Raw genomic sequence first — 23637 nt, 5'->3', positions numbered from 1 at the left:
CTCGTGCATTCTGCAATCTGCACGATAAACCTGCATGCAAGATGCAAGTCCGTTAATAGTTCCTGGTCTACTTTTGTATTTACAACGGCAAAGCCCAGAACCGAGCCAAAAAAAAGAGCTCCCGAGGGAGCCCTTTATGAAGCACTAGGCTATTAGACGCCAGACGCCTTGGCTGCCGCGACGTCCTTGATGGACAGCTTGATACGGCCGCGGTTATCCACGTCCAGTACCAATACTTCGACTTCCTGACCTTCCTTGAGGATGTCGGTGACTTTCTCGACGCGCGCATCGCTCAGCATGGAGATGTGCACCAGGCCATCCTTGCCAGGCAGGATGTTGACGAAGGCGCCGAAGTCGACGATACGCTCGACCTTGCCCACGTAGATCTTGCCAATCTCGGCCTCGGCAGTGATGCCCAGGATGCGCTGCTTGGCTGCATCTGCCGCTTCCTTGGTCTCGCCGAAGATCTTGATCGAGCCGTCGTCTTCGATATCGATCGAAGCCTTGGTCTCTTCGCAGATGGCGCGAATGGTGGCGCCGCCCTTGCCGATCACGTCACGGATCTTGTCCGAGTCGATCTTCATGGCGATCATGGTCGGCGCGTTGGCCGACAGTTCGGTACGCGACTGGGCAATGATCTGGTTCATCTGGCCGAGGATGTTCAGGCGCGCTTCCAGGGCCTGGCCCAGGGCGATTTCCATGATCTCTTCGGTGATGCCGTTGATCTTGATGTCCATCTGCAGCGCGGTGACGCCCTTGGCGGTACCGGCTACCTTGAAGTCCATGTCGCCGAGGTGGTCTTCGTCACCCAGGATGTCGGTCAGAACGGCAAACTTCTCGCCTTCCTTGACCAGGCCCATGGCGATACCGGCAACCGGTGCTTTCATCGGCACACCGGCATCCATCAGGGCCAGCGAGGCACCGCAGACCGAAGCCATGGAGCTCGAACCGTTGGACTCGGTGATTTCCGAGACGACACGGATGGTGTACGGGAATTCGCTGTCGCTTGGCAGCATCGCCTGCACGCCGCGACGCGCCAAACGACCGTGGCCGATTTCACGACGGCCAGCACCGCCCATGCGACCGCACTCACCGACCGAGAACGGTGGGAAGTTGTAGTGCAGCATGAAGGGATCTTTCTTCTCGCCTTCCAGGGTGTCCAGCAACTGTGCGTCGCGGGCAGTACCGAGGGTGGCAACGACCAGCGCCTGGGTCTCGCCACGGGTGAACAGTGCCGAGCCGTGGGTTTTGGGCAGAACACCGACTTCGATGTTCAGCGGACGCACGGTGCGGGTGTCACGGCCGTCGATGCGCGGCTTGCCGTTCACGATGTTCTCGCGCACGGTGCGGTATTCCAGCTCGCCGAAGATTTCCTTGATCTGGCCAGCGGTCGGGCCGGCTTCTTCGTTGCTCAGGCGGGCAATGGCTTCATCGCGCAGCTGGCCCAGGCGGGTGTAGCGGTCCGCTTTCTGGGTGATGGTGTAGGCCTGCGACACCTGCTCGCCAAATTCGGCGCGTACCAGGTTCATCAGCTCGGTGTTGGCGGCAGCAGGCTGCCAGTCCCACGTTGGCTTGCCGGCTTCTGCAGCCAGCTCCTTGACGGCCTGGATAACGGCCTGGAACTCGTCGTGGGCGAACAGCACGGCGCCCAGCATCTGGTCTTCGGTGAGCTCTTTGGCTTCCGATTCAACCATCAACACGGCGGTTTCGGTACCGGCGACGACCATGTCCAGGCTCGAGGCAGCCAGTTGCTCGTACGTTGGGTTGAGCAGGTAGCCGGTGCTTTCGTGGAAGGCAACGCGCGCCGCGCCAATCGGGCCTTCGAATGGAATGCCGGAGATGGCCAGGGCCGCCGAGGTACCGATCATTGCGGCAACATCGGGGTCGGTCTTCTTGCTGGTGGAAACCACGGTGCAGACGACCTGCACTTCGTTCATGAACCCTTCAGGGAACAGCGGACGGATCGGACGGTCGATTAGGCGCGAGGTCAGGGTTTCTTTCTCGGAAGGACGGCCTTCACGCTTGAAGAAACCACCTGGGATCTTGCCGGCAGCGTAGGTCTTTTCCTGGTAGTGAACCGACAGCGGGAAGAAGCCCTTGCCTGGATCAGCTTGCTTGGCACCGACCACGGTCACCAGCACGGTGACGTCGTTGTCGACGGTGACCAGCACGGCGCCGGTGGCCTGACGGGCAATGCGGCCCGTTTCGAGAGTAACGGTCGATTGACCGAACTGGAATGTCTTGATTACCGGGTTCACGGTTTCCTACCTTCTTCAGTGGCTCTTGGGGGAACTGTTTTCTTGCGAATGCTTGGGCAGTGCAGGGAATCGGCCCTGTCTACCGTCCAGATACAACTCGAGGCCGGGAGCCTAGAACCGAGCAAAAAACCGCTCGAATTACCAGGCTGCCAGCCTCGAAGTCATGCGTGGCGTGCCCCACGACAAGGCTGTAAAACAGCCCTGTCGAAACCAGCGGCACGCCATGCACACCACCAACCAGGCCGCTATTAGCGACGCAGGCCCAGGCGAGCGATCAGCGCGCTGTAACGGGTGGTGTCTTTGCCCTTCAGGTAGTCCAGCAGCTTACGACGCTGGTTGACCATGCGAATCAGACCACGACGGGAGTGGTGGTCTTTGTCGTTGGCCTTGAAGTGGCCTTGCAGCTTGTTGATGTTGGCGGTCAGCAGAGCAACCTGTACTTCCGGGCTACCGGTGTCGCCGGCGGCTTGCTGGTGTTCGGCAACGATCTTAGCTTTTTCTTCAACGCTGAGGGCCATGAGGCTTCTCCTGATTAAACGGACCCCGCGAACGGGTTCCAATAGGCCAGGGACTTATCCCTGTATCAATAGAAAGAGGTGTGACCGTGCCTACTGACAGCCACCCTCTGCTCCACGGACCTCGGCAAATGCCTAGGCCCATGGTTTCGGTCATTCCGACCGAATCAATCGACGTGGCGCGATCCGCCCGTCTTCACTCACTTCACCGATACCGATGAAGCGGGCATTGTGATCCTGTACACGAACCATGCCGAATTGCGGCGCGTCCGGTGCGCGCACTGCCTGCCCATGCAGCCAGTAGAAGGCGCTATGCTCGGACAGGCTCACCATCGGCCAGTCCTGCAGCCCGCTGTCCGACGGCATGAGGAAGCGATCGAGCGCTTCGTTGCCGCCTTCGGCGTGGGCCTGTTCAAGCTCCTCGAGCGTGACCGTCTGCGCCAGCGCGAAGGGCCCGGCCTGCGTTCTGCGCAGCTCTGCGACATACGCACCACAGCCCAGCACTTCACCGATATCTTCCACCAGGGTACGAATATAGGTGCCTTTGCTGCAGCCGACGCTCAGGCGTGCACGGGTGCCTTCGCACTCGAGCAGTTCAAGACGGCTAATAGTAACAGAACGCGCCTCGCGCTCCACTACCTCTCCTGCACGCGCCAGCTTGTACAACGGCTGACCGTCACGCTTGAGGGCCGAGTACATGGGCGGTACCTGGCTGATCGGGCCACGAAAACCGGGTAGCGCGGCTTCCAGCTCGGCGCGACCAACGGTCACCTCGCGGGTGCGCAGCACCTCGCCCTCGGCGTCGCCGGTATTGGTCGTCTGGCCCAGCTGCATGACCGTCTCGTAGCCCTTGTCGGAGTCGAGCAGGTACTGCGAAAACTTGGTGGCCTCGCCGAAGCACAGCGGCAAGACACCGGTGGCCAGCGGGTCGAGGCTACCGGTATGACCGGCCTTCTCGGCATTGAGCAACCAGCGCACCTTTTGCAAGGCAGCGTTGGAGGTGAAGCCCAAGGGCTTGTCCAGCAGGATGATGCCGCTGACGTTGCGGCGGATACGTTTGACCTGGGCCACCGATTACTCCTTGGTGCCAGACTCGTCGGCATCCTTGTGCAGGCGGTCTTCAGCCACTGCACGCTCGATCAATGCCGACAGGTGCACGCCACGGCTGACGCTCTCGTCGAAGTGGAAGTGCAATTGCGGCACGCTGCGCAGCTGCATGGAGCGACCCAGGTGCAGGCGCAGGAAGCTGGCAGCGCTGTTCAGGGCCTTGAGCGACTGCTGCACGGCATCGGGGGTTTCTTCACCCATCACGGTGATGAACACCTTGGCATGGCCCAGGTCGCGGCTCACATCCACGGCAGTGATGGTGACCAGACCGACACGCGGATCCTTGACTTCACGACGGATCAGCTCAGCCAGTTCGCGCTGCATCTGATCGCCAATGCGTTGGGTACGGCTATATTCTTTGGCCATTCTTGTTACCTGTAACGTAAAGCGGCAAACGCCCGGTCAGAACGATGCCTGACCGGGCGCTACCTGAAGAGGTGCTGCAAAGCGCCCGCCAAGGCGCTTGCAGCCTGCTCACCCTTAGAGGGTACGAGCCACCTGGACTTTCTCGAACACTTCGATCTTGTCGCCGACCTTGACGTCGTTGTAGCTCTTCACGCCGATACCACACTCCATGCCGTTGCGCACTTCGGCGGCATCGTCCTTGAAGCGACGCAGCGATTCCAGCTCGCCCTCGAAGATAACCACGTCGTCGCGCAGTACGCGGATCGGGCGGTTACGGTAGACGGTACCTTCGATGACCATACAGCCAGCAATGGCGCCGAACTTCGGCGAACGGAACACGTCACGCACTTCGGCGACGCCCAGGATGTTCTCGCGAACATCGCTGCCGAGCATGCCGGTCAGGGCTTTCTTGACGTCTTCGATGATGTCGTAGATCACGTTGTAGTAACGCATATCCAGACCTTCCTGCTCGACGATCTTGCGCGCACCGGCATCGGCACGCACGTTGAAGCCGAACAGTACTGCGTTCGAAGCCAGCGCCAGGTTGGCATCGCTTTCGGTGATACCACCTACGCCGCCACCAATGACACGAACCTGCACTTCGTCGTTGCCCAGGCCGCCGAGCGAGCCCTGCAGCGCCTCGAGAGAACCGCGCACATCGGTCTTGAGGACGATGTTGAGCGTCTTCTTCTCTTCCTGACCCATGGTCTCGAAGATGTTTTCCAGCTTGCCTGCGTGAGCACGGGCCAGCTTGACCTCGCGATACTTGCCTTGGCGGAACATGGCAACTTCGCGGGCTTTCTTCTCGTCAGCCACTACCGACAGCTCGTCGCCGGCTTCCGGCGTGCCGTCCAGGCCAAGGATTTCGACCGGGATGGACGGCCCAGCTTCCTTCACAGGCTTGCCGTTCTCGTCCAGCATGGCGCGAACGCGGCCATAGTTGGAGCCGCACAGCACCATGTCGCCCTGACGCAGCGTACCGTCCTGAACCAGGATGGTAGCGACTGGGCCGCGGCCCTTGTCCAGGCGCGATTCGACGACCACACCGCGCCCTGGGGCGGTCGGCGTAGCGGTCAGCTCGAGGATCTCGGCCTGCAGCAGTACCGCTTCGAGCAGTTCGTCCACGCCGGTACCCATCTTGGCCGACACCTTGACGAATGGCGTGTCACCACCCCAGTCCTCAGAGGTCACGCCTTCGACGGCCAACTCGTTGCGGATGCGATCGAGGTCAGCACCAGGCTTGTCGATCTTGTTGACCGCCACCACCAGCGGTACGCCAGCTGCCTTGGCATGCTGAACGGCTTCGCGGGTTTGTGGCATCACGCCGTCGTCCGCCGCCACCACCAGGATGACGATGTCGGTCGCCTTGGCACCGCGGGCACGCATCTGGGTAAACGCAGCGTGGCCTGGGGTGTCGAGGAAGGTGACCATGCCGCGGTCGGTTTCCACATGGTAGGCACCGATGTGCTGGGTGATACCACCGGCTTCGCCAGCAGCAACCTTGGCACGACGGATGTAGTCGAGCAGCGAGGTCTTACCGTGGTCAACGTGACCCATGACGGTCACGACCGGCGCACGGGATTCGGTCTGGCCTTCGAACTTCAGGGATTCGGCCAGGGAGTCTTCCAGGGCGGAATCGCTGATCAGCGTGACCTTGTGGCCCAGCTCTTCTGCGATCAGCTGTGCGGTTTCCTGATCGAGCACCTGATTGATGGTCACCGGGGTGCCCATCTTGAACATGAACTTGACCACTTCAGCGCCCTTGACGGACATCTGGTTGGCAAGCTCGGAGACGGTGATGGTCTCGCCGATGGTCACGTCACGAATGACAGGACCAGTCGGGTTCTGGAAGCCGTGCTGGTTACGCTTCTTCAGCTTGCTCTTGCCACCACGACCACGACGAGCGCCATCGCTCTCTTCGTCGGTGGTGCGCGGCGCGGCACGAGGCGTCGGAGCCTTTTCCTTTTCCTTGACCTTGACCTTGATCGACACACGCGGCGCTTCGCCACGACGACGGTCGTCATCACGGGTGCGGCTCTCGTTGCGACGGGTCTCGTCTTTCTTGCGCTCGGCAGCACGGGCGGCAGCGTCTTCCGACGTCGGCGCATTGGCCACTACCGGCGCTGCGGCAGGGGCCGAAGCCTGTTCTGCCTTGGCAGCAGGGGCCGGAGCGGCGGCAGCGGCTTCAGCAGCCTGGCGACGCGCCTGCTCTTCGTTGCGCTGACGTACTTCGGCGTCAACCTTGTCGCGGGCAGCGTTTTCAGCTGCACGGCGCTCTTCGAGCTCACGCTTCTGCTCAGCCTGGATTTCTTCAGGGCTGCGCTGCACGAATACTTTCTTCTTGCGTACTTCTACGCTGATGCTCTTGCTACCGGCGACACGCAGGGTGCTGGTGGTTTTGCGCTGCAAGGTAATCTTGCGCGGTTCTTCCGCCTTGCTCTTGTGGCTGCTCTTCAAATGAGTCAGCAACGTCTGCTTCTCATTGTCGGTCACTACCTGACCGGCGTCGGTGTGCGGCAGACCTGCCTCACGCATCTGCTGCAGCAGGCGCTCTACCGGTGCCTCGACCTCTTGGGCCAGTTCTTTCACCGTGACTTGCGTCATGCACTTCTCTCCTCAGGCCGCGCCTAATTACTCGAACCAGTGGGCTCGGGCGGCCATGATCAACTTGCCGGCACGCTCTTCGTCGATGCCGTCGATGTCGAGCAGGTCGTCGATCGACTGCTCGGCCAGGTCTTCGCGGTTAACCACGCCGCGCACCGCCAGTTCCGCCGCCAGGTCCTTGTCCATGCCCTCAAGGGAGAGCAGGTCTTCGGCCGGATGAGCGTCTGCCAGTTTTTCTTCGGTAGCGATGGCCTTGGTCAACAAACGGTCCTTGGCTCGAGCGCGGAGCTCATTGACGATATCTTCGTCAAAGCCATCGATGTTGAGCATTTCTTCCAACGGTACGTAGGCAATTTCTTCAAGGCTGGTGAAGCCTTCGTCGACCAGCACTTGGGCCAGCTCCTCGTCGACTTCCAGTTCATCGATGAAATTGCGCAGGATGTCGCCAGTTTCGGCTTGCTGCTTGGCCTGGATGTCCTTCTCGGTCATCACGTTCAGGGTCCAGCCAGTCAACTGACTGGCCAGGCGAACGTTCTGACCGCCACGGCCAATGGCTTGGGCCAGGTTGTCTTCGGCGACGGCGATGTCCATGGCATGGGCATCTTCATCAACGATGATCGCCGCGACTTCAGCCGGCGACATGGCGTTGATGACGAACTGCGCCGGGTTATCGTCCCAGAGAACGATATCCACACGCTCACCACCCAACTCTCCGGATACGGCCTGGACGCGCGACCCACGCATGCCGATGCAGGCGCCTTGCGGGTCGATGCGCTTGTCCTTGGAGCGGACGGCGATCTTGGCTCGCGAACCCGGATCACGGGAGGCGGCCATGACTTCGATGAGGCCTTCAGCGATTTCCGGCACTTCGATGCGGAAAAGCTCAATCAGCATCTGCGGCGCGGTGCGCGACAGGATCAGCTGAGGACCACGGTTTTCGGTGCGAATTTCCTTGAGCAGTGCACGCAGGCGCACACCAACACGGAAAGTTTCGCGGGCAATGATGTCTTCGCGGGCCAGCAACGCCTCGGCGTTGTTGCCCAGGTCGACGATGACGTTGTCGCGGGTGACCTTCTTGACGGTGCCGGAGATGATTTCGCCCACACGCTCACGGTAGGCATCGACCACCTGCGCACGCTCGGCCTCACGGACCTTCTGCACGATCACCTGCTTGGCGGTCTGCGCGGCGATACGGCCGAACTCGATGGACTCGATCTTTTCTTCGATCACGTCGCCAATCTTGGCTTCGGGATGTGTGTCCTTGATCTTGTCCAGCCAGGTTTCGATGGCCGGATCATCGAGGTCGGCTTCATCGACCACGGTCCAACGACGGAAGGTCTCGTAGCTACCGGTGTGGCGGTTGATTTCCACACGCAGGTCGACTTCGTCTTCAAAACGTTTTTTGGTTGCGGTGGCCAGGGCCACCTCCAGCGCTTCGAAAATGACGCCGGGCGGTACACCTTTTTCGTTGGATACCGATTCAACAACCAGCAGTACTTCTTTGCTCATCGTACGCCTCGCCTTGCGCAAGCCATTGGGCCCGGATAATCCGTCGGACCCGGCACGTCTCAGTCAAAACTGGGAATAATATTGGCCTTGTCGATCGAATCGATCGGCAGTAGGAACTCCTGGTCGTCCACCTGGACCACCACATCCTGCTCCTCCACACCGCGGAGAAGGCCCTGGAAGTTACGACGACCCTCGAAGGGTGAGCGCAGCTTGATCTTCACTTGTTCGCCGGCATGCGAGGCAAACTGTTCCAGTGTGAACAGTGGGCGATCCATGCCTGGAGAAGACACCTCAAGGGTGTACTCGCTGCTGATCGGATCCTCGACATCCAGGATGGCGCTGGCTTGACGGCTGACAGCTTCGCAGTCGTCCACCAGAATGCCGCCTTCCTTGTCGATGTAGATACGCAATACCGAATGCTTGCCCTGGGAAACGAATTCGATCCCCCAGCATTGATAGCCCAGACCCTCGACAACCGGGGCCAACAAGGCCTGCAACTGTTCTAGCTTGCTCGACACCTGAACCCCCTCGTGCATGCTGTGCAAATAAAAAATGGGCGAAGCGCCCATCCCTGAAAGCGCCGTTGGACAACGACGCCTGAACTGTTCGGTTAGCAAAAAGCCCCTGAAAAGGGGCTTCGCTGAAGCTGGTTGCGGGGGCTGGATTTGAACCAACGACCTTCGGGTTATGAGCCCGACGAGCTACCAAGCTGCTCCACCCCGCGACAAAGCTGGGGCGAAAGTATAAGACCGAACCCACTTGAGGGTCAAATCCAAACCTTCACCTGCAAGAAAGCCCGCGAAGGCGGGCTCTCAAGCTTTAAATGGTACCGAGAAGGGGACTCGAACCCCTACACCCTATGGGCACAACCACCTCAAGGTTGCGTGTCTACCAATTCCACCACCTCGGCAATACTACTTTGAAACCCGTTACTTCTGCTCTTCTGCCGGAGGAGGTACATCACTCGAATTAGGAGTGGCTTCGCTCTTCTGTTCTTGGAGCACCGGTACATCATCATTGATGGCCGGTTTTGGCTGCTCTTTCACTTCTAGCACTGCTGGATCTGGAAGACCTGCTTGGCTAAGCTGGTGAGCTTGTTGCTTCGCGAAGTATCCTAACCCAAGTGCTGTCAAAAAGAAAGTGGCAGCGAGTATTGCAGTGAATTTACTCAGGAAGGTGGCAGAGCCCTGACTTCCGAAGACGGTATTGGAAGCACCCGCACCAAAAGATGCACCGGCTTCCGCCCCCTTACCCTGTTGCAACAGTACCAGCACTACCAGCGACAGCGCTGCCAACAGATGAAAAACAACGATGACTGTTTCCAGCATTTGTTCAGTTTCCTGCGGCGCGACAAATTGCACCGAATTCGTCTGCGTTCAGGGAAGCCCCACCAATGAGGCCCCCATCGATATCCGGCATGCCGAACAGTTCGGCCGCATTGGCCGCCTTCACGCTGCCGCCGTAGAGCAACTGCACCTTCGCAGCCACTTCAGCATCTTTCGCCGCAAGCTGGCTGCGGATGGCGGCGTGCACATCCTGGGCCTGCTGAGGCGTGGCCGTTAGGCCGGTGCCGATGGCCCATACAGGCTCATAGGCAATTACCGCATTGGCAAACACACTAACACCGAAGGCTTCGATGATACTGTTCAGTTGACGCCCAACAACTTCGAGCGTTTTGCCTGCCTCACGCTCTTCAAGGGTTTCCCCGATACAGAGCACTGGCTTCAAACCTTTGGCCTGAGCCGCTGCAAACTTGCGATTCAACACTTCGTCATCTTCGCCGATTACCTGGCGACGCTCCGAATGGCCAATCAACACCAACTTGCAACCTGCCTCAGCCAGCTGTTCCGGAGCAACTTCACCGGTCAGCGCGCCCTGTTCGGGCAATACTGCAGAATTCTGTGCGCCGACGATAATACCTTTGCCATCGAGTTCAGCAACCACCTGGTTGATGAACAAAGTTGGCGGGAATACCGCGACTTCCACTCCGCTCGGCAGGGCAAGATTACGCAAGCCCTCGGTCAGCTCAGCGACGCTGGCGCGGGTACCGTGCATCTTCCAGTTACCAGCAACCATAGGGCGACGCATGCTTTACCTCGTCGGTCAAAGTGGGCGCAGATCTTACCCAACCAGATTCGCGCTGGCAAGCGGCTTCAGGCACAAACTTCTGCGACGCGCTTTGCCAGTGCTTCGGCGTGCAGACGCACCTGGTGTTCATCCTCACCTTCGACCATGACGCGCAACAGCGGCTCGGTCCCGGATTTACGCAGCAATACCCGCCCACGGCCTGCCAGGGCCTCTGTGACCTGCGCGCTGGCTTGCTTGACGTCCGGATGCTCGAGCGGGTCCACGTCGCTTGCAGCGAAGCGTACATTGATCAGCACTTGCGGGCATTTGCGCAATGCCTGGCGCGCCTGGGCCAGGGTCTCGCCACGGCGCTTGAGCGCCATCAGCACCTGCAGCGCGGCGATGATCGCATCACCGGTGGTGGTGTAGTTGCAGCACACCACATGACCGGAATTTTCCCCACCTATCAGCCACTCGCGCTCGAGCAGCTCGGCCATGACGTAGCGGTCACCGACCTTGGCACGCACGAACGGAATATCCAGGTCTTTGAGCGCCAGCTCCAGCCCCAGGTTGCTCATGAGCGTACCCACCACGCCGCCTTGCAGCTTGCCGCGGTCATGCAGGTCGCGCGCGATGATGAACAGCAGCTCGTCACCGTCGACGATCGCGCCGGTGTGATCGACCATCAACACACGGTCGCCATCACCGTCGAAGGCGATGCCCAGGTCCGCATGCCCGACCAGCACGGCGGCCTGCAGCGATTCGATGTGGGTCGAACCACAGCCTTCGTTGATGTTCAGGCCATCTGGCTGGGCGTGCAGCACAGTGACATCGGCACCCAGCTCACGGAACACGCTGGGCGCGACCTTGTACGTGGCGCCATGGGCGCAGTCGACCACCAGCTTGAGGCCGGCGAAGCTGGTGCTGCTGGGCACACTGCTCTTGCAGAACTCGATGTAGCGGCCGGCTGCGTCGTTGATGCGCGAGACCTTGCCCAGCTTGCTCGATTCCACAACGGTCATGGGCTGGTCGAGCAGCTCCTCGATCATCAGCTCCACTTCGTCCGGCAGCTTGGTGCCCTGCCCCGAGAAGAACTTGATGCCATTGTCATCGTGCGGGTTGTGCGAGGCACTGATGACGATACCGGCTTCGGCATGGAAGGTACGGGTCAGGTAGGCAATGGCAGGCGTGGGCATCGGGCCCAGCAGCATCACATCGGCTCCAGCGGCTGAAAGGCCAGCTTCGAGCGCAGATTCGAACATGTAGCCGGAAATTCGCGTGTCCTTGCCAACCAGCACGCGGCAATGGCCTTGCTTGCGAAACGCCATGCCGGCTGCCCAGCCGAGCTTGAGCATGAACTCCGGGGTGATCGGGTATTCGCCGACGCGGCCACGAATGCCGTCGGTACCAAAATATTTTCTGCTCATAGGGACTCCAATGTTCTTATTCGGCGTGCTGAACGGCCGCGATCATGCGAACGACGTCAACGGTTTGTGCCACGTCATGCACGCGCAGGATACTTGCACCCTTGGTCATGGCCAGCGCCGCCAGCGCCAGGCTGCCATAAAGACGCTCACCGACAGGACGCTCTAGCGTCAGGCCGATCATGCTTTTGCGGGAAACGCCCACCAGAAGCGGACGCCCCAGGCGTTGGAGCGCTTCGAGGTGTTTGAACAGGCTGAGGTTGTGGGCCAGGGTCTTGGCGAAACCGAAGCCTGGATCGAGCACGATGCGGTCGGCCTCTATGCCCGCGTGCGCACAGGCCATCATGCGCTGCTGAAGGTAGCGCGCCACGTCCTCGGTGACATCGTCATAATGCGGGTCGTCCTGCATGGTGCCGGGCTCGCCGCGCATATGCATCAGGCACACCGGCAGCCCGGTGGCAGCCGCGGCATCCAGCGCACCATCGCGCTCGAGGGCGCGCACATCGTTGATCAGGCCAGCGCCCAGGCGGGCGGCTTCGCGCATGACGGCAGGCGTGGACGTATCGACCGACACCACGACATCAAGATGACGGTGGATGGCTTCGACCATCGGCGCCACGCGCTCCAGCTCTTCGGTGACCGAAACGGGCCGCGCACCCGGGCGGGTGGACTCCCCGCCTACATCGATCAGCGTGGCACCGGCGGCCACCATCGCTTCGGCGTGGCGCAAGGCCTCGTCGCGCTGACTGAAGCGGCCGCCGTCGGAAAAGGAATCGGGCGTGACATTGAGGATACCCATGACATGGGTACGCGACAAATCAAGAACCCGATTGCCGCAAGGCAATCGGGTCGGGTGCTGCACTGAGCTCATAGATGCCCTTAGTGTTGAGCCGCTGGACCACCGATTGGCGATTCCGGGCGATCACCCTGGGCAGCCGGTGTACCGGAAGCCGAATCATCATCCCAATCGCGAGGTTCGCGAGGCGTACGGCCCGCCATGATATCGTCGATCTGCTCGGCGTCGATGGTTTCGTACTTCATCAAGGCCTCGGCCATCGCATCGAGCTTGTCGCGGTTTTCGGTCAACAGCTGCTTGGCGGTCGCGTAGCACTGGTCGATGATGCTGCGCACTTCGGAGTCGATCAGCTTGGCCGTCTCACCGGAGACACTGGTCTGCTGGCCACCTGCGCTACGACCCAAGAACACTTCGCCATCTTCCTCGGCATACATCAGCGGGCCCAGCTTCTCGGACAAGCCCCACTTGGTGACCATGTTTCGCGCAATCTGGCTGGCACGCATGATGTCGTTGGAAGCGCCGGTGGTGACGCCATCGAAGCCCAGGGTCATCTCCTCGGCGATACGACCGCCGTACAGGGAGCAGATCTGGCTGATCAGCGCACGCTTGGACAGGCTGTAGCGATCTTCTTCGGGCAGGAACATGGTCACACCCAGGGCACGACCCCGCGGGATGATCGACACCTTGTAGACCGGATCGTGCTCGGGCACCAGGCGACCTACGATCGCATGGCCGGCTTCGTGGTAGGCGGTGTTCTGTTTTTCCTTCTCGGACATGACCATGGTTTTGCGCTCGGCGCCCATCATGATCTTGTCCTTGGCCAGCTCGAACTCCTTCATGTCGACCAGGCGCTTGTTGGAGCGGGCGGCAAACAGAGCGGCTTCGTTGACCAGGTTGGCAAGGTCGGCACCGGAGAAGCCAGGCGTACCACGGGCAATGACAGCCGGGTTGACGTTGTCGCCAATCGGCGCCTTGCGCATGTGCACCTTGAGGATCTGCTCACGACCACGGATGTCCGGCAGGCCTACAACAACCTGACGGTCGAAGCGCCCGGGACGCAGCAGCGCGGGGTCAAGCACGTCAGGGCGGTTGGTCGCGGCAATGACGATGATGCCATCGTTCATCTCGAAGCCGTCCATTTCCACCAGCAACTGGTTGAGGGTCTGCTCACGCTCGTCGTGGCCCCCGCCCATGCCAGCACCACGGTGACGGCCGACGGCGTCGATCTCGTCAATGAAGATGATGCACGGGGCGTGCTTCTTGGCCTGTTCGAACATGTCGCGCACACGGCTGGCACCGACACCGACGAACATTTCCACGAAGTCCGAACCGGAAATGGTGAAGAACGGCACCTTGGCTTCACCTGCAATGGCCTTTGCCAGCAGGGTCTTACCGGTACCGGGTGGGCCGACCATCAGCACACCGCGGGGAATGCGGCCACCCAGGCGCTGGAACTTGCCCGGGTCGCGCAGGAACTCGACCAGCTCGCCTACTTCTTCCTTGGCCTCGTCGCAGCCGGCGACGTCAGCCAGGGTGGTCTTGACCTGGTCTTCGGAGAGCAGGCGCGCCTTGCTCTTGCCAAAGCTCATGGGGCCACCCTTGCCGCCCGCCCCGCCTTGCATCTGGCGCATGAAGAACATGAACACGGCGATGATGACCAGGATCGGGAAGCTGGCGACCAGCAACTGGGTCCAGATGCTCTGTTGCTCGGGCTGCTTGCCTTCGACGGTCACGTGGTTGTCCACCAGGTCGCCGATCAGGCCATTGTCGGTGATCGCCGGGCGCACGGTCTTGAAGCTGTCGCCGTCGGAGCGCTTGCCGGTGATGATGTAACCGTCGACGGTCACTCGCTCGACCTTGCCATCCTTGACCTGCTGGATGAAGTCGGAGTAATTGAGGGTCTGCGGCTCGTTAGGGCTGGAGAAGTTGTTCATCACCGTCACCAGGACAGCTGCGATGATCAACCACAGGATCAGATTCTTTGCCATGTCGTTCAATTCGCTACCCTCTGAGGCCGGCGCACGACGCAGCCGTGCCTCGCATGATATTCATCGCCCTAACTTACTACATTGCCCACGCAACCGCAGGCACCGTCTGTAACCCTTTGTGAAATCCAGACTACACGAAGTTCGGACGATCCTGACGCCGTGGCCGATTGGAATTAACTATCGGCCGCTGCGCTTAGTACCGTTCACGCGCCTTTGAACCCCTTGCCAAGCAGGTACTGCTCGCGGGAGCGGTCCCGCGATGAAGACGGTTTGCGCATCTGTACCTTGTCGAACTTGGTGCGCACGTCCTTGAGGTACACATCGAAACCTTCACCCTGGAAGATCTTGATCAAAAAATCACCGCCGGGCCGCAGCACGCGGGTTGCCAAATCCAGGGCCAGCTCGCAAAGGAACATGGCTCGCGGTATGTCGACCGCGGGCGTACCACTCATATTGGGGGCCATGTCCGAAATCACAAGGTCTACGTGTGAATCGCCGACGGCTTCGAGAATTTGCCGCAGCACCTCGTCCTGGGTGAAGTCCCCCTGGATGAAGGTGACATCGGGGATGGAGTCCATCTCCAGGATGTCCGAGGCGATCAGTCGACCCTGACCGCCAATCAGACGACTGGTCACCTGGGACCAGCCGCCCGGCGCTGCACCCAGGTCGATGACACTCATGCCAGGACGGATCAGACGGTCCTTCTCCTGGATCTCAAGCAGCTTGTAGCTTGCCCGCGAGCGGTAGCCGTCCTTCTGCGCCTGTTTGACGAAAGGGTCGTTGAAATGCTCTCGCAGCCAGTTTGCGCTGCTTTTGGAACGTTGTACCACGGGGCACCTCGATGATATGCGTGGTGATTGACTGGGCGGAGCCGGTGGCCCTCGGGTAAAATGCCGGTCAATTTTACAGAATCAGACGGAAAGGGTCAGATTATGCCGCTCAATAACGAGCAGAAGAAGCAATACAAGTCCATTGGTCATGACCTCAAGCCGGTCCTGATCGTTGCTGGCAACGGTTTGAATGAAGGCGTCGTCGCCGAATTGGAACGCGCATTGGCCGACCACGAGCTGATCAAGGTCGAAATTCGCTCCGAAGACCGCGAAGAGCGTGCCGAAACCATCGCCGCGCTGTGCAAGGCCGGCCGCGCCGAGCTGGTGCAGACCATCGGCAAGAAGGCACTGATCTACCGCAAGAACCCTCAGCCGAACAAGCAGCTGTCCAACGTCCACCGTTACAAGTAACGGCGGCGCCGCTCAGTGGCGCGCGTGACGCGCCCTGAGCGGGACGGGCTGGGCTACCAGCACGATGCCGGAGAAGCCCAGCACCAGGAAACAGAACATCTGCCAGCGCTCGCCTACGGAGATCCCGTAACGCAAGGTGTAGTAGCCGATGCAGGCCCCAAGGCCCAGCAACAGCATCTGGCCACGGAACTGGCGCCACCAGGCAGCCAGGCCTTCCACCTTTGCCAATACCGCCAGCTGGGTGATCAAGCCGAGCAGTGCCACGCCGATCAACCAACGATCGATCTGCCCGGCAATGTCTTGAACCAGTAACGGCGCAAGGCCGCTGACTTTCAAAGCAGGCACCAACCCCACGTGGAACACCCACAGGCCGCCGACCCAGAATACCTGGGCCAGTTGCCAGAGGATCCCCTCAAGGGAAGGCGCCCGCAGGCGCCGGTCAGATGTGCTTGACTTCGACAATCTCGTACTCGACCGTACCGTTTGGCGTCTTGACGACAACGGTGTCACCCTCTTCCTTGCCGATGATGGCGCGAGCGATCGGCGCACTGTTGGACAGCTTGCCTTTCTTCACGTCGGCTTCATCCTCGCCAACGATCTGATAGGTGACCTGATCACCCGTCTCGGTGTTTTCCAGATCGACGGTTGTGCCGAAGATGACCTTGCCCGTATGGGCAATGGTGGTCACGTCGATCACGACCGAGTTCTGCAAACGGCCTTCGATGTCACGGATACGTGCCTCGACCATGCCCTGCTCTTCGCGGGCGGCATGGTATTCGGCGTTCTCCTTCAAGTCGCCCAGCTCACGCGCTTCACCAATGGCTTGGCTCAGGCGCGGGCGCTCGGTCTTGCTCAGAAAGAGCAGTTCTTCTTCCAGGGCGCGAGCGCCCTGAACGGTCATCGGGTATTTGGTCATGCTCATGCTTTGAGTCCTGCGTGCAGATCCTGCAGGCGGCGAACGGTTTTTTCCGGACCGAATTTCAGCGCCTCGCAGATGGCTTCACCGGCCGCAATGGTCGTGGTGCAGTAGATCTTGTGCTGCAGCGCATTGCGACGAATCGAGTAGGAATCGGCGATCGACTGACGGCCTTCGGTGGTGTTGATGATCAGCGACACTTCGTCGTTCTTGATCATGTCGACCACGTGAGGACGGCCTTCGGTCACCTTGTTCACGCGGCGCACCTTCAGGCCCGCCGCCTCGATGACCTTGGCGGTACCTGCGGTTGCCACCACTTCGAAGCCCAGGGCGATCAGGTCGCGGGCAACGCCGGCCACTTGCGGCTTGTCGTCGTCACGCACGCTGATGAACGCGGTACCACCGGTCGGCAGCACTTCGCTGGCACCCATCTGGGCCTTGGCGAAGGCTTCACCGAAGCTGTCACCGACACCCATCACTTCACCGGTCGATTTCATCTCAGGGCCGAGGATCGGGTCAACCCCTGGGAACTTGGCGAATGGGAAGACGGCTTCCTTCACGCTATAGAAGTTCGGGATGATTTCCTGAGTGAAGCCCAGCTCCTTCAGGGTTTTGCCTGCCATGACACGAGCGGCGATCATGGCCAGCGACGTGCCGATGCACTTGGACACGAACGGTACGGTACGCGAGGCGCGCGGGTTGACTTCGATCACGTAGATCTTGTCGCCCTGCAGGGCCAGCTGCACGTTCATCAGGCCAACCACGCCCAGCTCCAGGGCCATTTTCTTGACCTGCACACGCACTTCATCCTGCACCTCCTTGCTCAGCGAGTAAGGCGGCAGCGAGCATGCCGAGTCACCGGAGTGAACGCCGGCCTGTTCGATGTGCTGCATGATCGCGCCGATGACCACGTCGGTACCGTCGCAGACCGCATCCACGTCCATCTCGATGGCGCAGTTGAGGAAGTGGTCCAGCAGCACCGGGCTGTCGTTGGACACCTGCACGGCTTCGCGCAGATAACGCTTGAGCTCGTCCAGTTCGTAGACGATCTCCATGGCGCGACCACCCAGGACGTAGGACGGACGCACGACCAGCGGGTAACCGATGGTGCCGGCGGCGCTGATGGCCTCTTCTTCGCTGCGAACGGTGGCATTTGGCGGCTGCAGCAGGTTCAGTCGCTGCACCATCTGCTGGAAGCGCTCACGGTCTTCGGCACGGTCGATGGCGTCGGGGCTGGTGCCGATGATCGGCACGCCGGCTTCTTCCAGGGCGCGGGCAAGCTTGAGCGGGGTCTGGCCACCGTAGTGCACGATCACGCCCTTGGGCTTCTCGACGCGGCAGACTTCCAGCACGTCTTCCAGGGTCAGCGGCTCGAAGTACAGGCGGTCGGAAGTGTCGTAGTCGGTGGACACGGTTTCCGGGTTGCAGTTGACCATGATGGTTTCGTAACCGTCGTCACGCAGCGCCAAGGCGGCGTGCACGCAGCAGTAGTCGAACTCGATGCCTTGGCCAATGCGGTTAGGACCACCGCCGAGGATCATGATCTTGTCGCGGCTCGACGGATTCGCCTCGCACTCTTCCTCGTAGGTGGAATAGAGGTAGGCGGTATCGGTGGCGAACTCGGCGGCGCAGGTGTCGACGCGCTTGTACACCGGGAACACTTCCAGCTTGTGGCGGTGACGGCGCAGGGTCTTGTCGGTGATGCCCAGCAGCTTGGCCAGACGCTGGTCCGAGAAACCCTTGCGCTTGAGGCGCAGCATGCAGTCCTTGTCGATCGCGGTGAGGGCCAGGGTCTTGACCTTCTCCTCTTCCTTGATCAGGTCTTCCATCTGCACCAGGAACCACATGTCGATACCGGTCAGGTCGAAGATCTGCTCACAGGTCATGCCCGAACGCATGGCGTCGGCTACATACCAGATGCGCTCGGCGCCCGGCACGGTCAGCTCGCGCTTGAGGATGCTGGCAGCCTCGGGGCTGGCCAGGTCGACTTTCGGGTCTAGGCCGCAGGCGCCGACTTCCAGGCCGCGCAGGGCTTTCTGCAAGGATTCCTGGAAGGTACGGCCGATGGCCATGACTTCACCGACAGACTTCATCTGGGTCGTCAGGCGAGCGTCGGCCTTCGGGAATTTCTCGAAGGCAAAGCGTGGCAACTTGGTCACCACGTAGTCGATCGACGGCTCGAAGGAAGCCGGCGTGCGGCCACCGGTGATGTCGTTCTGCAGCTCATCCAGGGTGTAGCCGATGGCCAGCTTGGCGGCGATCTTGGCGATCGGGAAGCCGGTGGCTTTCGAAGCCAATGCCGAGGAGCGCGACACACGCGGGTTCATCTCGATGACGACCATACGACCGGTGTTTGGGCAAATGCCGAACTGCACGTTGGAACCGCCGGTCTCGACGCCGATTTCACGCAGCACCGCCAGGGAGGCGTTGCGCATGATCTGGTATTCCTTGTCGGTCAGGGTCTGCGCCGGGGCGACGGTGATCGAGTCGCCGGTGTGCACGCCCATCGGGTCGAAGTTCTCGATGGAGCAGACGATGATGCAGTTGTCCTTCTTGTCGCGGACCACCTCCATCTCGTATTCCTTCCAGCCGATCAGCGATTCGTCGATCAGCAGTTCCTTGGTCGGCGACAGGTCCAGGCCACGGGTGCAGATTTCTTCGAATTCTTCGCGGTTGTAGGCGATGCCGCCGCCAGTGCCGCCCATGGTGAACGACGGACGGATGATGCAAGGGAAGCCAAGCTTCTCGAGCACCGCGTTGGCCTCTTCCATGCTGTGGGCGATACCGGAGCGCGGGCACTCCAGGCCGATGTCCTTCATGGCCTTGTCAAAGCGCGAACGGTCTTCGGCCTTGTCGATGGTGTCGGCATTGGCGCCGATCATTTCCACGCCGAACTTCTCCAGAACGCCGTGGCGCTCCAGGTCCAGGGCGCAGTTCAGGGCAGTCTGGCCACCCATGGTCGGCAGGACGGCGTCAGGGCGCTCTTTCTCGATGATCTTGGCCACCGACTGCCATTTGATCGGCTCGATGTAGGTGGCGTCGGCCATGGCCGGGTCGGTCATGATGGTGGCTGGGTTGGAGTTCACCAGGATGACGCGGAACCCCTCCTCGCGCAGGGCTTTGCAAGCCTGGGCGCCGGAGTAGTCGAATTCGCAGGCCTGGCCGATCACGATCGGGCCAGCGCCGAGAATCAGGATGCTTTTGATGTCTGTACGTTTTGGCATGGTTGTCACTCAAATCCGGGGTCAGTCGGCAAGCCGCGTTGAACAATCTGGGTCAGGCGCATCCGGGCATGGCACATGCCAGCCCGGGGCCTTGAAGCAGGAGACTCAGCGGCGCTTGGCCATGGCATCGGTGAAACGATCGAACAGTGGCGCGACGTCGGTCGGGCCTGGGCTCGCTTCAGGGTGGCCCTGGAAGCTGAACGCGCTCTTATCGGTGCGCTCGATACCCTGCAGGGTGCCGTCGAACAGCGACTTGTGAATGGCGCGCACGTTGCCAGGCAAGGTCGCTTCGTCCACCGCAAAGCCGTGGTTCTGGCTGGTGATCATGACCACACCGGTATCGAGGTCCTGCACCGGGTGGTTGGCACCGTGGTGGCCATGGCCCATCTTCACGGTCTTGGCGCCGGAGGCCAGGGCCAGCAGCTGGTGACCCAGGCAGATGCCGAAGACCGGGATGTCGGTTTCCAGGATTTCCTTGATCGCCTGGATGGCGTAGTCACAGGGCTCGGGGTCGCCCGGGCCGTTGGACAGGAACACGCCGTCCGGGTTGAGGGCCAGCACTTCGCTGGCGGGCGTCTGGGCCGGCACCACGGTGACGCGGCAGCCACGGGCGACCAGCATGCGCAGGATGTTCAGCTTGACGCCGTAGTCGAACGCCACCACGTGATAAGGCAGGTCGGCAACTTCGCGGGTGGGGTGGCTATCGGTCTTGAGCTCCCACACGCTGGAACGCCATTCGTAGCGCTCCTTGGTGGAAACCACCTTGGCCAGGTCCATGCCCTTGAGGCCTGGGAAGCCGCGCGCAGCGGCGATTGCGGCTTCTTCGCTGATGTCGTCACCGGCCAGGATGCAGCCGTTCTGAGCGCCCTTTTCACGCAGGATTCGAGTCAGGCGACGGGTGTCGATGCCCGCAATGGCCACCACGTTGTTGGCCTTGAGGTACTCGGGCAGCGACTGGGTGTTACGCCAGTTGCTGGCCAGCAGCGGCAGATCGCGAATGACCAGGCCGGCCGACCAGACGCGGTTGGATTCTGCGTCTTCTGGCGTGGTGCCGGTGTTGCCGATGTGCGGGTAGGTCAGGGTAACGATTTGCTGCGCGTAGGAAGGGTCTGTAAGGATTTCCTGGTAGCCGGTCATAGCGGTGTTGAATACCACTTCACCAACGGTCTGGCCGTCGGCACCGATTGCCTCACCGCGGAAAATACTGCCGTCGGCAAGGGCGAGTATGGCTGGCTTTGTCAAGAAGACCTCCCGAAAATCAAGCATGAAAGGGCGATCGCAGGTTGCAAAAAAGCGGAGTGACGTATGGACACGTCACCCCGCTTTTATGTGCTGAATTCAATTCGCTGCGCGCTTTTAGTGGACACACTAAAGCTGTAGCTTACAGAAAAGTGCGTTTTCGGTCTACCGCATATGTGCCTCTTAAACACATGAATGCGACAGGCCGCTACCAGAGCCACTTGCTAGAGGTGGGCCCCACCGCCCAGACACGCCTGGGTGCGTATCATCGGCGGCAGGTTGCTCTGGTCTGGGCCGAGGGCTCAGTGCAGCTCGAGCACATCCTGCATGTCGTACAGGCCAGGCTCGCGCCCGTCCAGCCACAAGGCCGCTCGCACGGCACCCTTGGCGAACGTCATGCGGCTGGAGGCCTTGTGGGTGATCTCCAGGCGCTCGCCTTCGGCAGCGAACAGCACCGTGTGATCACCGACCACGTCACCGGCGCGCACCGTGGCAAAGCCAATGGTCTTGCGATCACGTGCACCGGTCTGCCCTTCGCGGCCATACACCGCCACTTCCTGCAGGTCGCGCCCCAGCGCATTGGCCACCACTTCGCCCATGCGCAGCGCGGTGCCCGAAGGCGCATCGACTTTATGGCGGTGGTGCGCCTCGATGATCTCGATATCGACGTCGTCGCCCAGCACACGCGCCGCGATGTCCAGCAGCTTGAGGCTGAGGTTGACCCCTACACTGAAGTTGGCCGCGAACACGATCGGAATGTCCTTGCCCGCTTCGGCCAGCAGGTGCTTTTCTTCCACGGTGAACCCGGTGGTGCCGATGACCATGGCCTTGCCATGCTTGCGGCAGAACGCCAGGTTCTTCAGGGTGACCGATGGATGGGTGAAGTCGATCAGCACGTCGAAGTCATCGGCAACCTTGACCAGGTCGTCGGACAACAGCACGCCAATGCGCCCCAGGGCGGCCAACTCGCCTGCGTCCGCACCCACCAGCGTGCTGTCCGGGCGGTCGATGGCAGCCGTCAGGCCGGCACCTGCGGTTTGCTGCACGGCTTCGACGAGGGTCTTGCCCATTCGCCCTGCCGCGCCCATCACTGCAATACGTCGCATAGCCTTTTCCTTGTCAGAGATCGCCGAAGAAGCGCTTCACGCCATCGAACCAGCCACTGGCCTTGGGCGAATGGGAGCTGTCGCCCTCGAGCGAATCACGCAGCTCTTCGAGCAGTTCGCGCTGACGACGGCTGAGGTTGACCGGCGTTTCCACCGCCACGCGGCACAGCAGATCACCCGCACCACCACCGCGCACAGGCGCCACGCCCTTGCCACGCAGGCGGAACTGCTTACCGGTCTGGGTGCCTTCGGGGATGCGCAGCTTGACCCGACCATCGAGGGTTGGCACTTCGAGTTCGCCACCCAGCGCAGCGTCTGTAAAGCTGATCGGCACTTCGCAGTACAGGTGCTTGCCATCACGCTGGAAGATCTCGTGCTCGCGCACGTTGATCACCACGTACAGGTCGCCGGTCGGCCCACCGTGCGCGCCGGCTTCACCCTCGCCTGACAGGCGAATGCGATCACCGGTGTCGACACCTGCTGGCACCTTGACCGACAGGGTCTTGTATTCCTCGACCCGGCCTTCGCCATGGCAGGCCCCGCAAGGGTCGGTGATGATCTTGCCCTGGCCATGGCAGCGCGGGCAGGTCTGCTGCACCGAGAAGAAGCCCTGCTGCATGCGTACCTGGCCGATACCACCGCAAGTGGGGCAGGTCGACGGGGTGGAGCCTTTCTTCGCACCGCTGCCATCGCACGGCTGACAGTTCACCAGCGTCGGCACGCGAATGCTGACCGTGGTGCCGCGCACGGCTTCTTCCAGGTTCAGCTCCAGGGTGTAGCGCAGGTCGCTACCGCGCTGAGCGCCGCCACGTCCGCCACCCCGGCCACCGCCGAAGAAGTCGCTGAACACATCACCGAAGATGTCGGAGAAGTTGGCGCCCCCGAAACCGGCCCCGCCGCCACCCATGCTCGGGTCGACGCCGGCATGGCCATACTGGTCGAACGCCGCGCGCTTGCTGGTATCCGACAGGACCTCGTAGGCCTCGTTGGCTTCCTTGAATTTGTCTTCGGACTCTTTGTCACCCGGGTTGCGGTCGGGGTGGTACTTCATCGCCAACCGGCGATAGGCTTTCTTGAGGTCAGCATCCGTGGCGCCGCGCTCGACACCCAGGACCTCATAATAATCACGCTTGGACATAGGTCATTTGCACCTTGTTGGGCGTCCGGCATCTGCGCCGCGCCGTCAGCACCTGCTCCCCATGAGGGGCTGACAAATGCTGCAAAAATTCTCGAATTCC

20 protein-coding genes and 2 tRNA genes are annotated in these 23637 nt (G+C 61.1%); 1 reads left to right on the top strand and 21 read right to left on the bottom strand.

Annotated features, from left to right (window positions below; all coding sequences use genetic code 11):
* Positions 1–152: 152 nt before the first annotated feature.
* From pnp to rlmE, 15 genes are all read right to left on the bottom strand, one after another.
* Positions 153–2258 (bottom strand): polyribonucleotide nucleotidyltransferase, encoded by a 2106-nt coding sequence (gene pnp / locus CWR53_RS03760; protein WP_023533183.1) that lies wholly within the window; start codon positions 2256–2258, stop codon positions 153–155.
* Positions 2259–2506: 248 nt separating this feature from the next.
* On the bottom strand, positions 2507–2776 hold the full coding sequence (gene rpsO / locus CWR53_RS03755; RefSeq protein ID WP_023533188.1) for a 30S ribosomal protein S15: 270 nt from the start codon (positions 2774–2776) through the stop codon (positions 2507–2509).
* Positions 2777–2926: 150 nt separating this feature from the next.
* Entirely contained in the window at positions 2927–3844 is a 918-nt protein-coding gene (truB, locus tag CWR53_RS03750; protein ID WP_058604757.1) for a tRNA pseudouridine(55) synthase TruB, read from the bottom strand.
* Positions 3845–3847: 3 nt separating this feature from the next.
* Entirely contained in the window at positions 3848–4246 is a 399-nt protein-coding gene (gene rbfA / locus CWR53_RS03745) for a 30S ribosome-binding factor RbfA (protein WP_012274243.1), read from the bottom strand.
* A gap of 114 nt (positions 4247–4360) precedes the next feature.
* Positions 4361–6889 (bottom strand): translation initiation factor IF-2, encoded by a 2529-nt coding sequence (infB, locus tag CWR53_RS03740; protein ID WP_100850854.1) that lies wholly within the window; start codon positions 6887–6889, stop codon positions 4361–4363.
* A gap of 27 nt (positions 6890–6916) precedes the next feature.
* The gene (gene nusA / locus CWR53_RS03735; RefSeq protein WP_023533184.1) at positions 6917–8398 is read right to left on the bottom strand and encodes a transcription termination factor NusA; all 1482 of its coding nucleotides are present in this window, start codon (positions 8396–8398) and stop codon (positions 6917–6919) included.
* Between the two features lie 59 nt (positions 8399–8457).
* Positions 8458–8916 (bottom strand): ribosome maturation factor RimP, encoded by a 459-nt coding sequence (gene rimP, locus CWR53_RS03730; RefSeq protein WP_023533134.1) that lies wholly within the window; start codon positions 8914–8916, stop codon positions 8458–8460.
* Between the two features lie 129 nt (positions 8917–9045).
* Positions 9046–9122, bottom strand: a tRNA-Met gene (locus tag CWR53_RS03725).
* Positions 9123–9222: 100 nt separating this feature from the next.
* A tRNA-Leu gene (locus tag CWR53_RS03720) sits at positions 9223–9308 on the bottom strand.
* A 19-nt stretch (positions 9309–9327) separates the two neighbouring features.
* Positions 9328–9726 carry a preprotein translocase subunit SecG gene (gene secG / locus CWR53_RS03715; RefSeq protein WP_058604759.1) on the bottom strand — a complete coding sequence of 133 codons (399 nt, stop codon included), beginning with the start codon at positions 9724–9726 and terminating at the stop codon, positions 9328–9330.
* Between the two features lie 4 nt (positions 9727–9730).
* Positions 9731–10486 carry a triose-phosphate isomerase gene (tpiA, locus tag CWR53_RS03710; RefSeq protein WP_058639195.1) on the bottom strand — a complete coding sequence of 252 codons (756 nt, stop codon included), beginning with the start codon at positions 10484–10486 and terminating at the stop codon, positions 9731–9733.
* 65 nt (positions 10487–10551) lie between these two features.
* Positions 10552–11892 (bottom strand): phosphoglucosamine mutase, encoded by a 1341-nt coding sequence (gene glmM, locus CWR53_RS03705; protein ID WP_058604761.1) that lies wholly within the window; start codon positions 11890–11892, stop codon positions 10552–10554.
* Positions 11893–11908: 16 nt separating this feature from the next.
* Positions 11909–12760 carry a dihydropteroate synthase gene (gene folP, locus CWR53_RS03700; protein ID WP_058604762.1) on the bottom strand — a complete coding sequence of 284 codons (852 nt, stop codon included), beginning with the start codon at positions 12758–12760 and terminating at the stop codon, positions 11909–11911.
* 8 nt (positions 12761–12768) lie between these two features.
* Positions 12769–14673: an ATP-dependent zinc metalloprotease FtsH gene (gene ftsH, locus CWR53_RS03695; protein WP_058604763.1), complete on the bottom strand. Its 1905-nt coding sequence runs from the start codon at positions 14671–14673 to the stop codon at positions 12769–12771.
* A gap of 203 nt (positions 14674–14876) precedes the next feature.
* Positions 14877–15503: a 23S rRNA (uridine(2552)-2'-O)-methyltransferase RlmE gene (gene rlmE, locus CWR53_RS03690; RefSeq protein WP_027915415.1), complete on the bottom strand. Its 627-nt coding sequence runs from the start codon at positions 15501–15503 to the stop codon at positions 14877–14879.
* A gap of 102 nt (positions 15504–15605) precedes the next feature.
* Here rlmE and yhbY point away from each other — a divergent pair, with 102 nt between their 5' ends.
* Complete coding sequence (gene yhbY, locus CWR53_RS03685) at positions 15606–15914, top strand: ribosome assembly RNA-binding protein YhbY (protein ID WP_023533185.1); 309 nt, start codon at positions 15606–15608, stop codon at positions 15912–15914.
* A gap of 12 nt (positions 15915–15926) precedes the next feature.
* On the opposite strand, the gene CWR53_RS03680 is transcribed toward yhbY, so the two are convergent.
* The 6 genes from CWR53_RS03680 to dnaJ all read right to left on the bottom strand — a co-directional run bounded on the left by CWR53_RS03680 (position 15927) and on the right by dnaJ (position 23537).
* Complete coding sequence (locus CWR53_RS03680; RefSeq protein ID WP_081322853.1) at positions 15927–16376, bottom strand: MFS transporter; 450 nt, start codon at positions 16374–16376, stop codon at positions 15927–15929.
* On the bottom strand, positions 16354–16836 hold the full coding sequence (gene greA, locus CWR53_RS03675) for a transcription elongation factor GreA (protein ID WP_178091239.1): 483 nt from the start codon (positions 16834–16836) through the stop codon (positions 16354–16356). The genes CWR53_RS03680 and greA overlap by 23 nt, the downstream gene beginning before the upstream one ends.
* Positions 16833–20054 (bottom strand): carbamoyl-phosphate synthase large subunit, encoded by a 3222-nt coding sequence (gene carB, locus CWR53_RS03670; protein WP_058604764.1) that lies wholly within the window; start codon positions 20052–20054, stop codon positions 16833–16835. The genes greA and carB overlap by 4 nt, the downstream gene beginning before the upstream one ends.
* Positions 20055–20159: 105 nt before the next feature.
* Entirely contained in the window at positions 20160–21296 is a 1137-nt protein-coding gene (gene carA / locus CWR53_RS03665) for a glutamine-hydrolyzing carbamoyl-phosphate synthase small subunit (protein ID WP_058604765.1), read from the bottom strand.
* Between the two features lie 299 nt (positions 21297–21595).
* A complete protein-coding gene (gene dapB, locus CWR53_RS03660) occupies positions 21596–22399 on the bottom strand; it encodes a 4-hydroxy-tetrahydrodipicolinate reductase (RefSeq protein WP_058604766.1) in 804 nt (267 codons plus the stop codon).
* A 13-nt stretch (positions 22400–22412) separates the two neighbouring features.
* Positions 22413–23537, bottom strand: a complete 1125-nt coding sequence (gene dnaJ / locus CWR53_RS03655) for a molecular chaperone DnaJ (protein WP_058604767.1) — start codon at positions 23535–23537, stop codon at positions 22413–22415.
* Between the last annotated feature and the right edge of the window lie 100 nt (positions 23538–23637).

The organism is Pseudomonas sp. SGAir0191, from assembly GCF_002812565.2.
Lineage (GTDB): Bacteria > Pseudomonadota > Gammaproteobacteria > Pseudomonadales > Pseudomonadaceae > Aquipseudomonas > Aquipseudomonas parafulva_B.
The sequence above is the reverse complement of the archived record's forward strand: the minus strand, read 5'-3'. Positions and strand labels throughout refer to the sequence as shown.

Coding starts and splice junctions, on each gene's coding strand:
- tpiA (WP_058639195.1), bottom strand. CDS start 10,486: ATGCGTCGCCCTATGGTTGCTGGTAACTGGAAGATGCACGGTACCCGC.
- greA (WP_178091239.1), bottom strand. CDS start 16,836: ATGAGCATGACCAAATACCCGATGACCGTTCAGGGCGCTCGCGCCCTG.
- ftsH (WP_058604763.1), bottom strand. CDS start 14,673: ATGGCAAAGAATCTGATCCTGTGGTTGATCATCGCAGCTGTCCTGGTG.
- secG (WP_058604759.1), bottom strand. CDS start 9,726: ATGCTGGAAACAGTCATCGTTGTTTTTCATCTGTTGGCAGCGCTGTCG.
- rbfA (WP_012274243.1), bottom strand. CDS start 4,246: ATGGCCAAAGAATATAGCCGTACCCAACGCATTGGCGATCAGATGCAG.
- dnaJ (WP_058604767.1), bottom strand. CDS start 23,537: ATGTCCAAGCGTGATTATTATGAGGTCCTGGGTGTCGAGCGCGGCGCC.
- yhbY (WP_023533185.1), top strand. CDS start 15,606: ATGCCGCTCAATAACGAGCAGAAGAAGCAATACAAGTCCATTGGTCAT.
- glmM (WP_058604761.1), bottom strand. CDS start 11,892: ATGAGCAGAAAATATTTTGGTACCGACGGCATTCGTGGCCGCGTCGGC.
- folP (WP_058604762.1), bottom strand. CDS start 12,760: ATGAGCTCAGTGCAGCACCCGACCCGATTGCCTTGCGGCAATCGGGTT.
- nusA (WP_023533184.1), bottom strand. CDS start 8,398: ATGAGCAAAGAAGTACTGCTGGTTGTTGAATCGGTATCCAACGAAAAA.
- carB (WP_058604764.1), bottom strand. CDS start 20,054: ATGCCAAAACGTACAGACATCAAAAGCATCCTGATTCTCGGCGCTGGC.
- infB (WP_100850854.1), bottom strand. CDS start 6,889: ATGACGCAAGTCACGGTGAAAGAACTGGCCCAAGAGGTCGAGGCACCG.
- dapB (WP_058604766.1), bottom strand. CDS start 22,399: ATGCGACGTATTGCAGTGATGGGCGCGGCAGGGCGAATGGGCAAGACC.
- rpsO (WP_023533188.1), bottom strand. CDS start 2,776: ATGGCCCTCAGCGTTGAAGAAAAAGCTAAGATCGTTGCCGAACACCAG.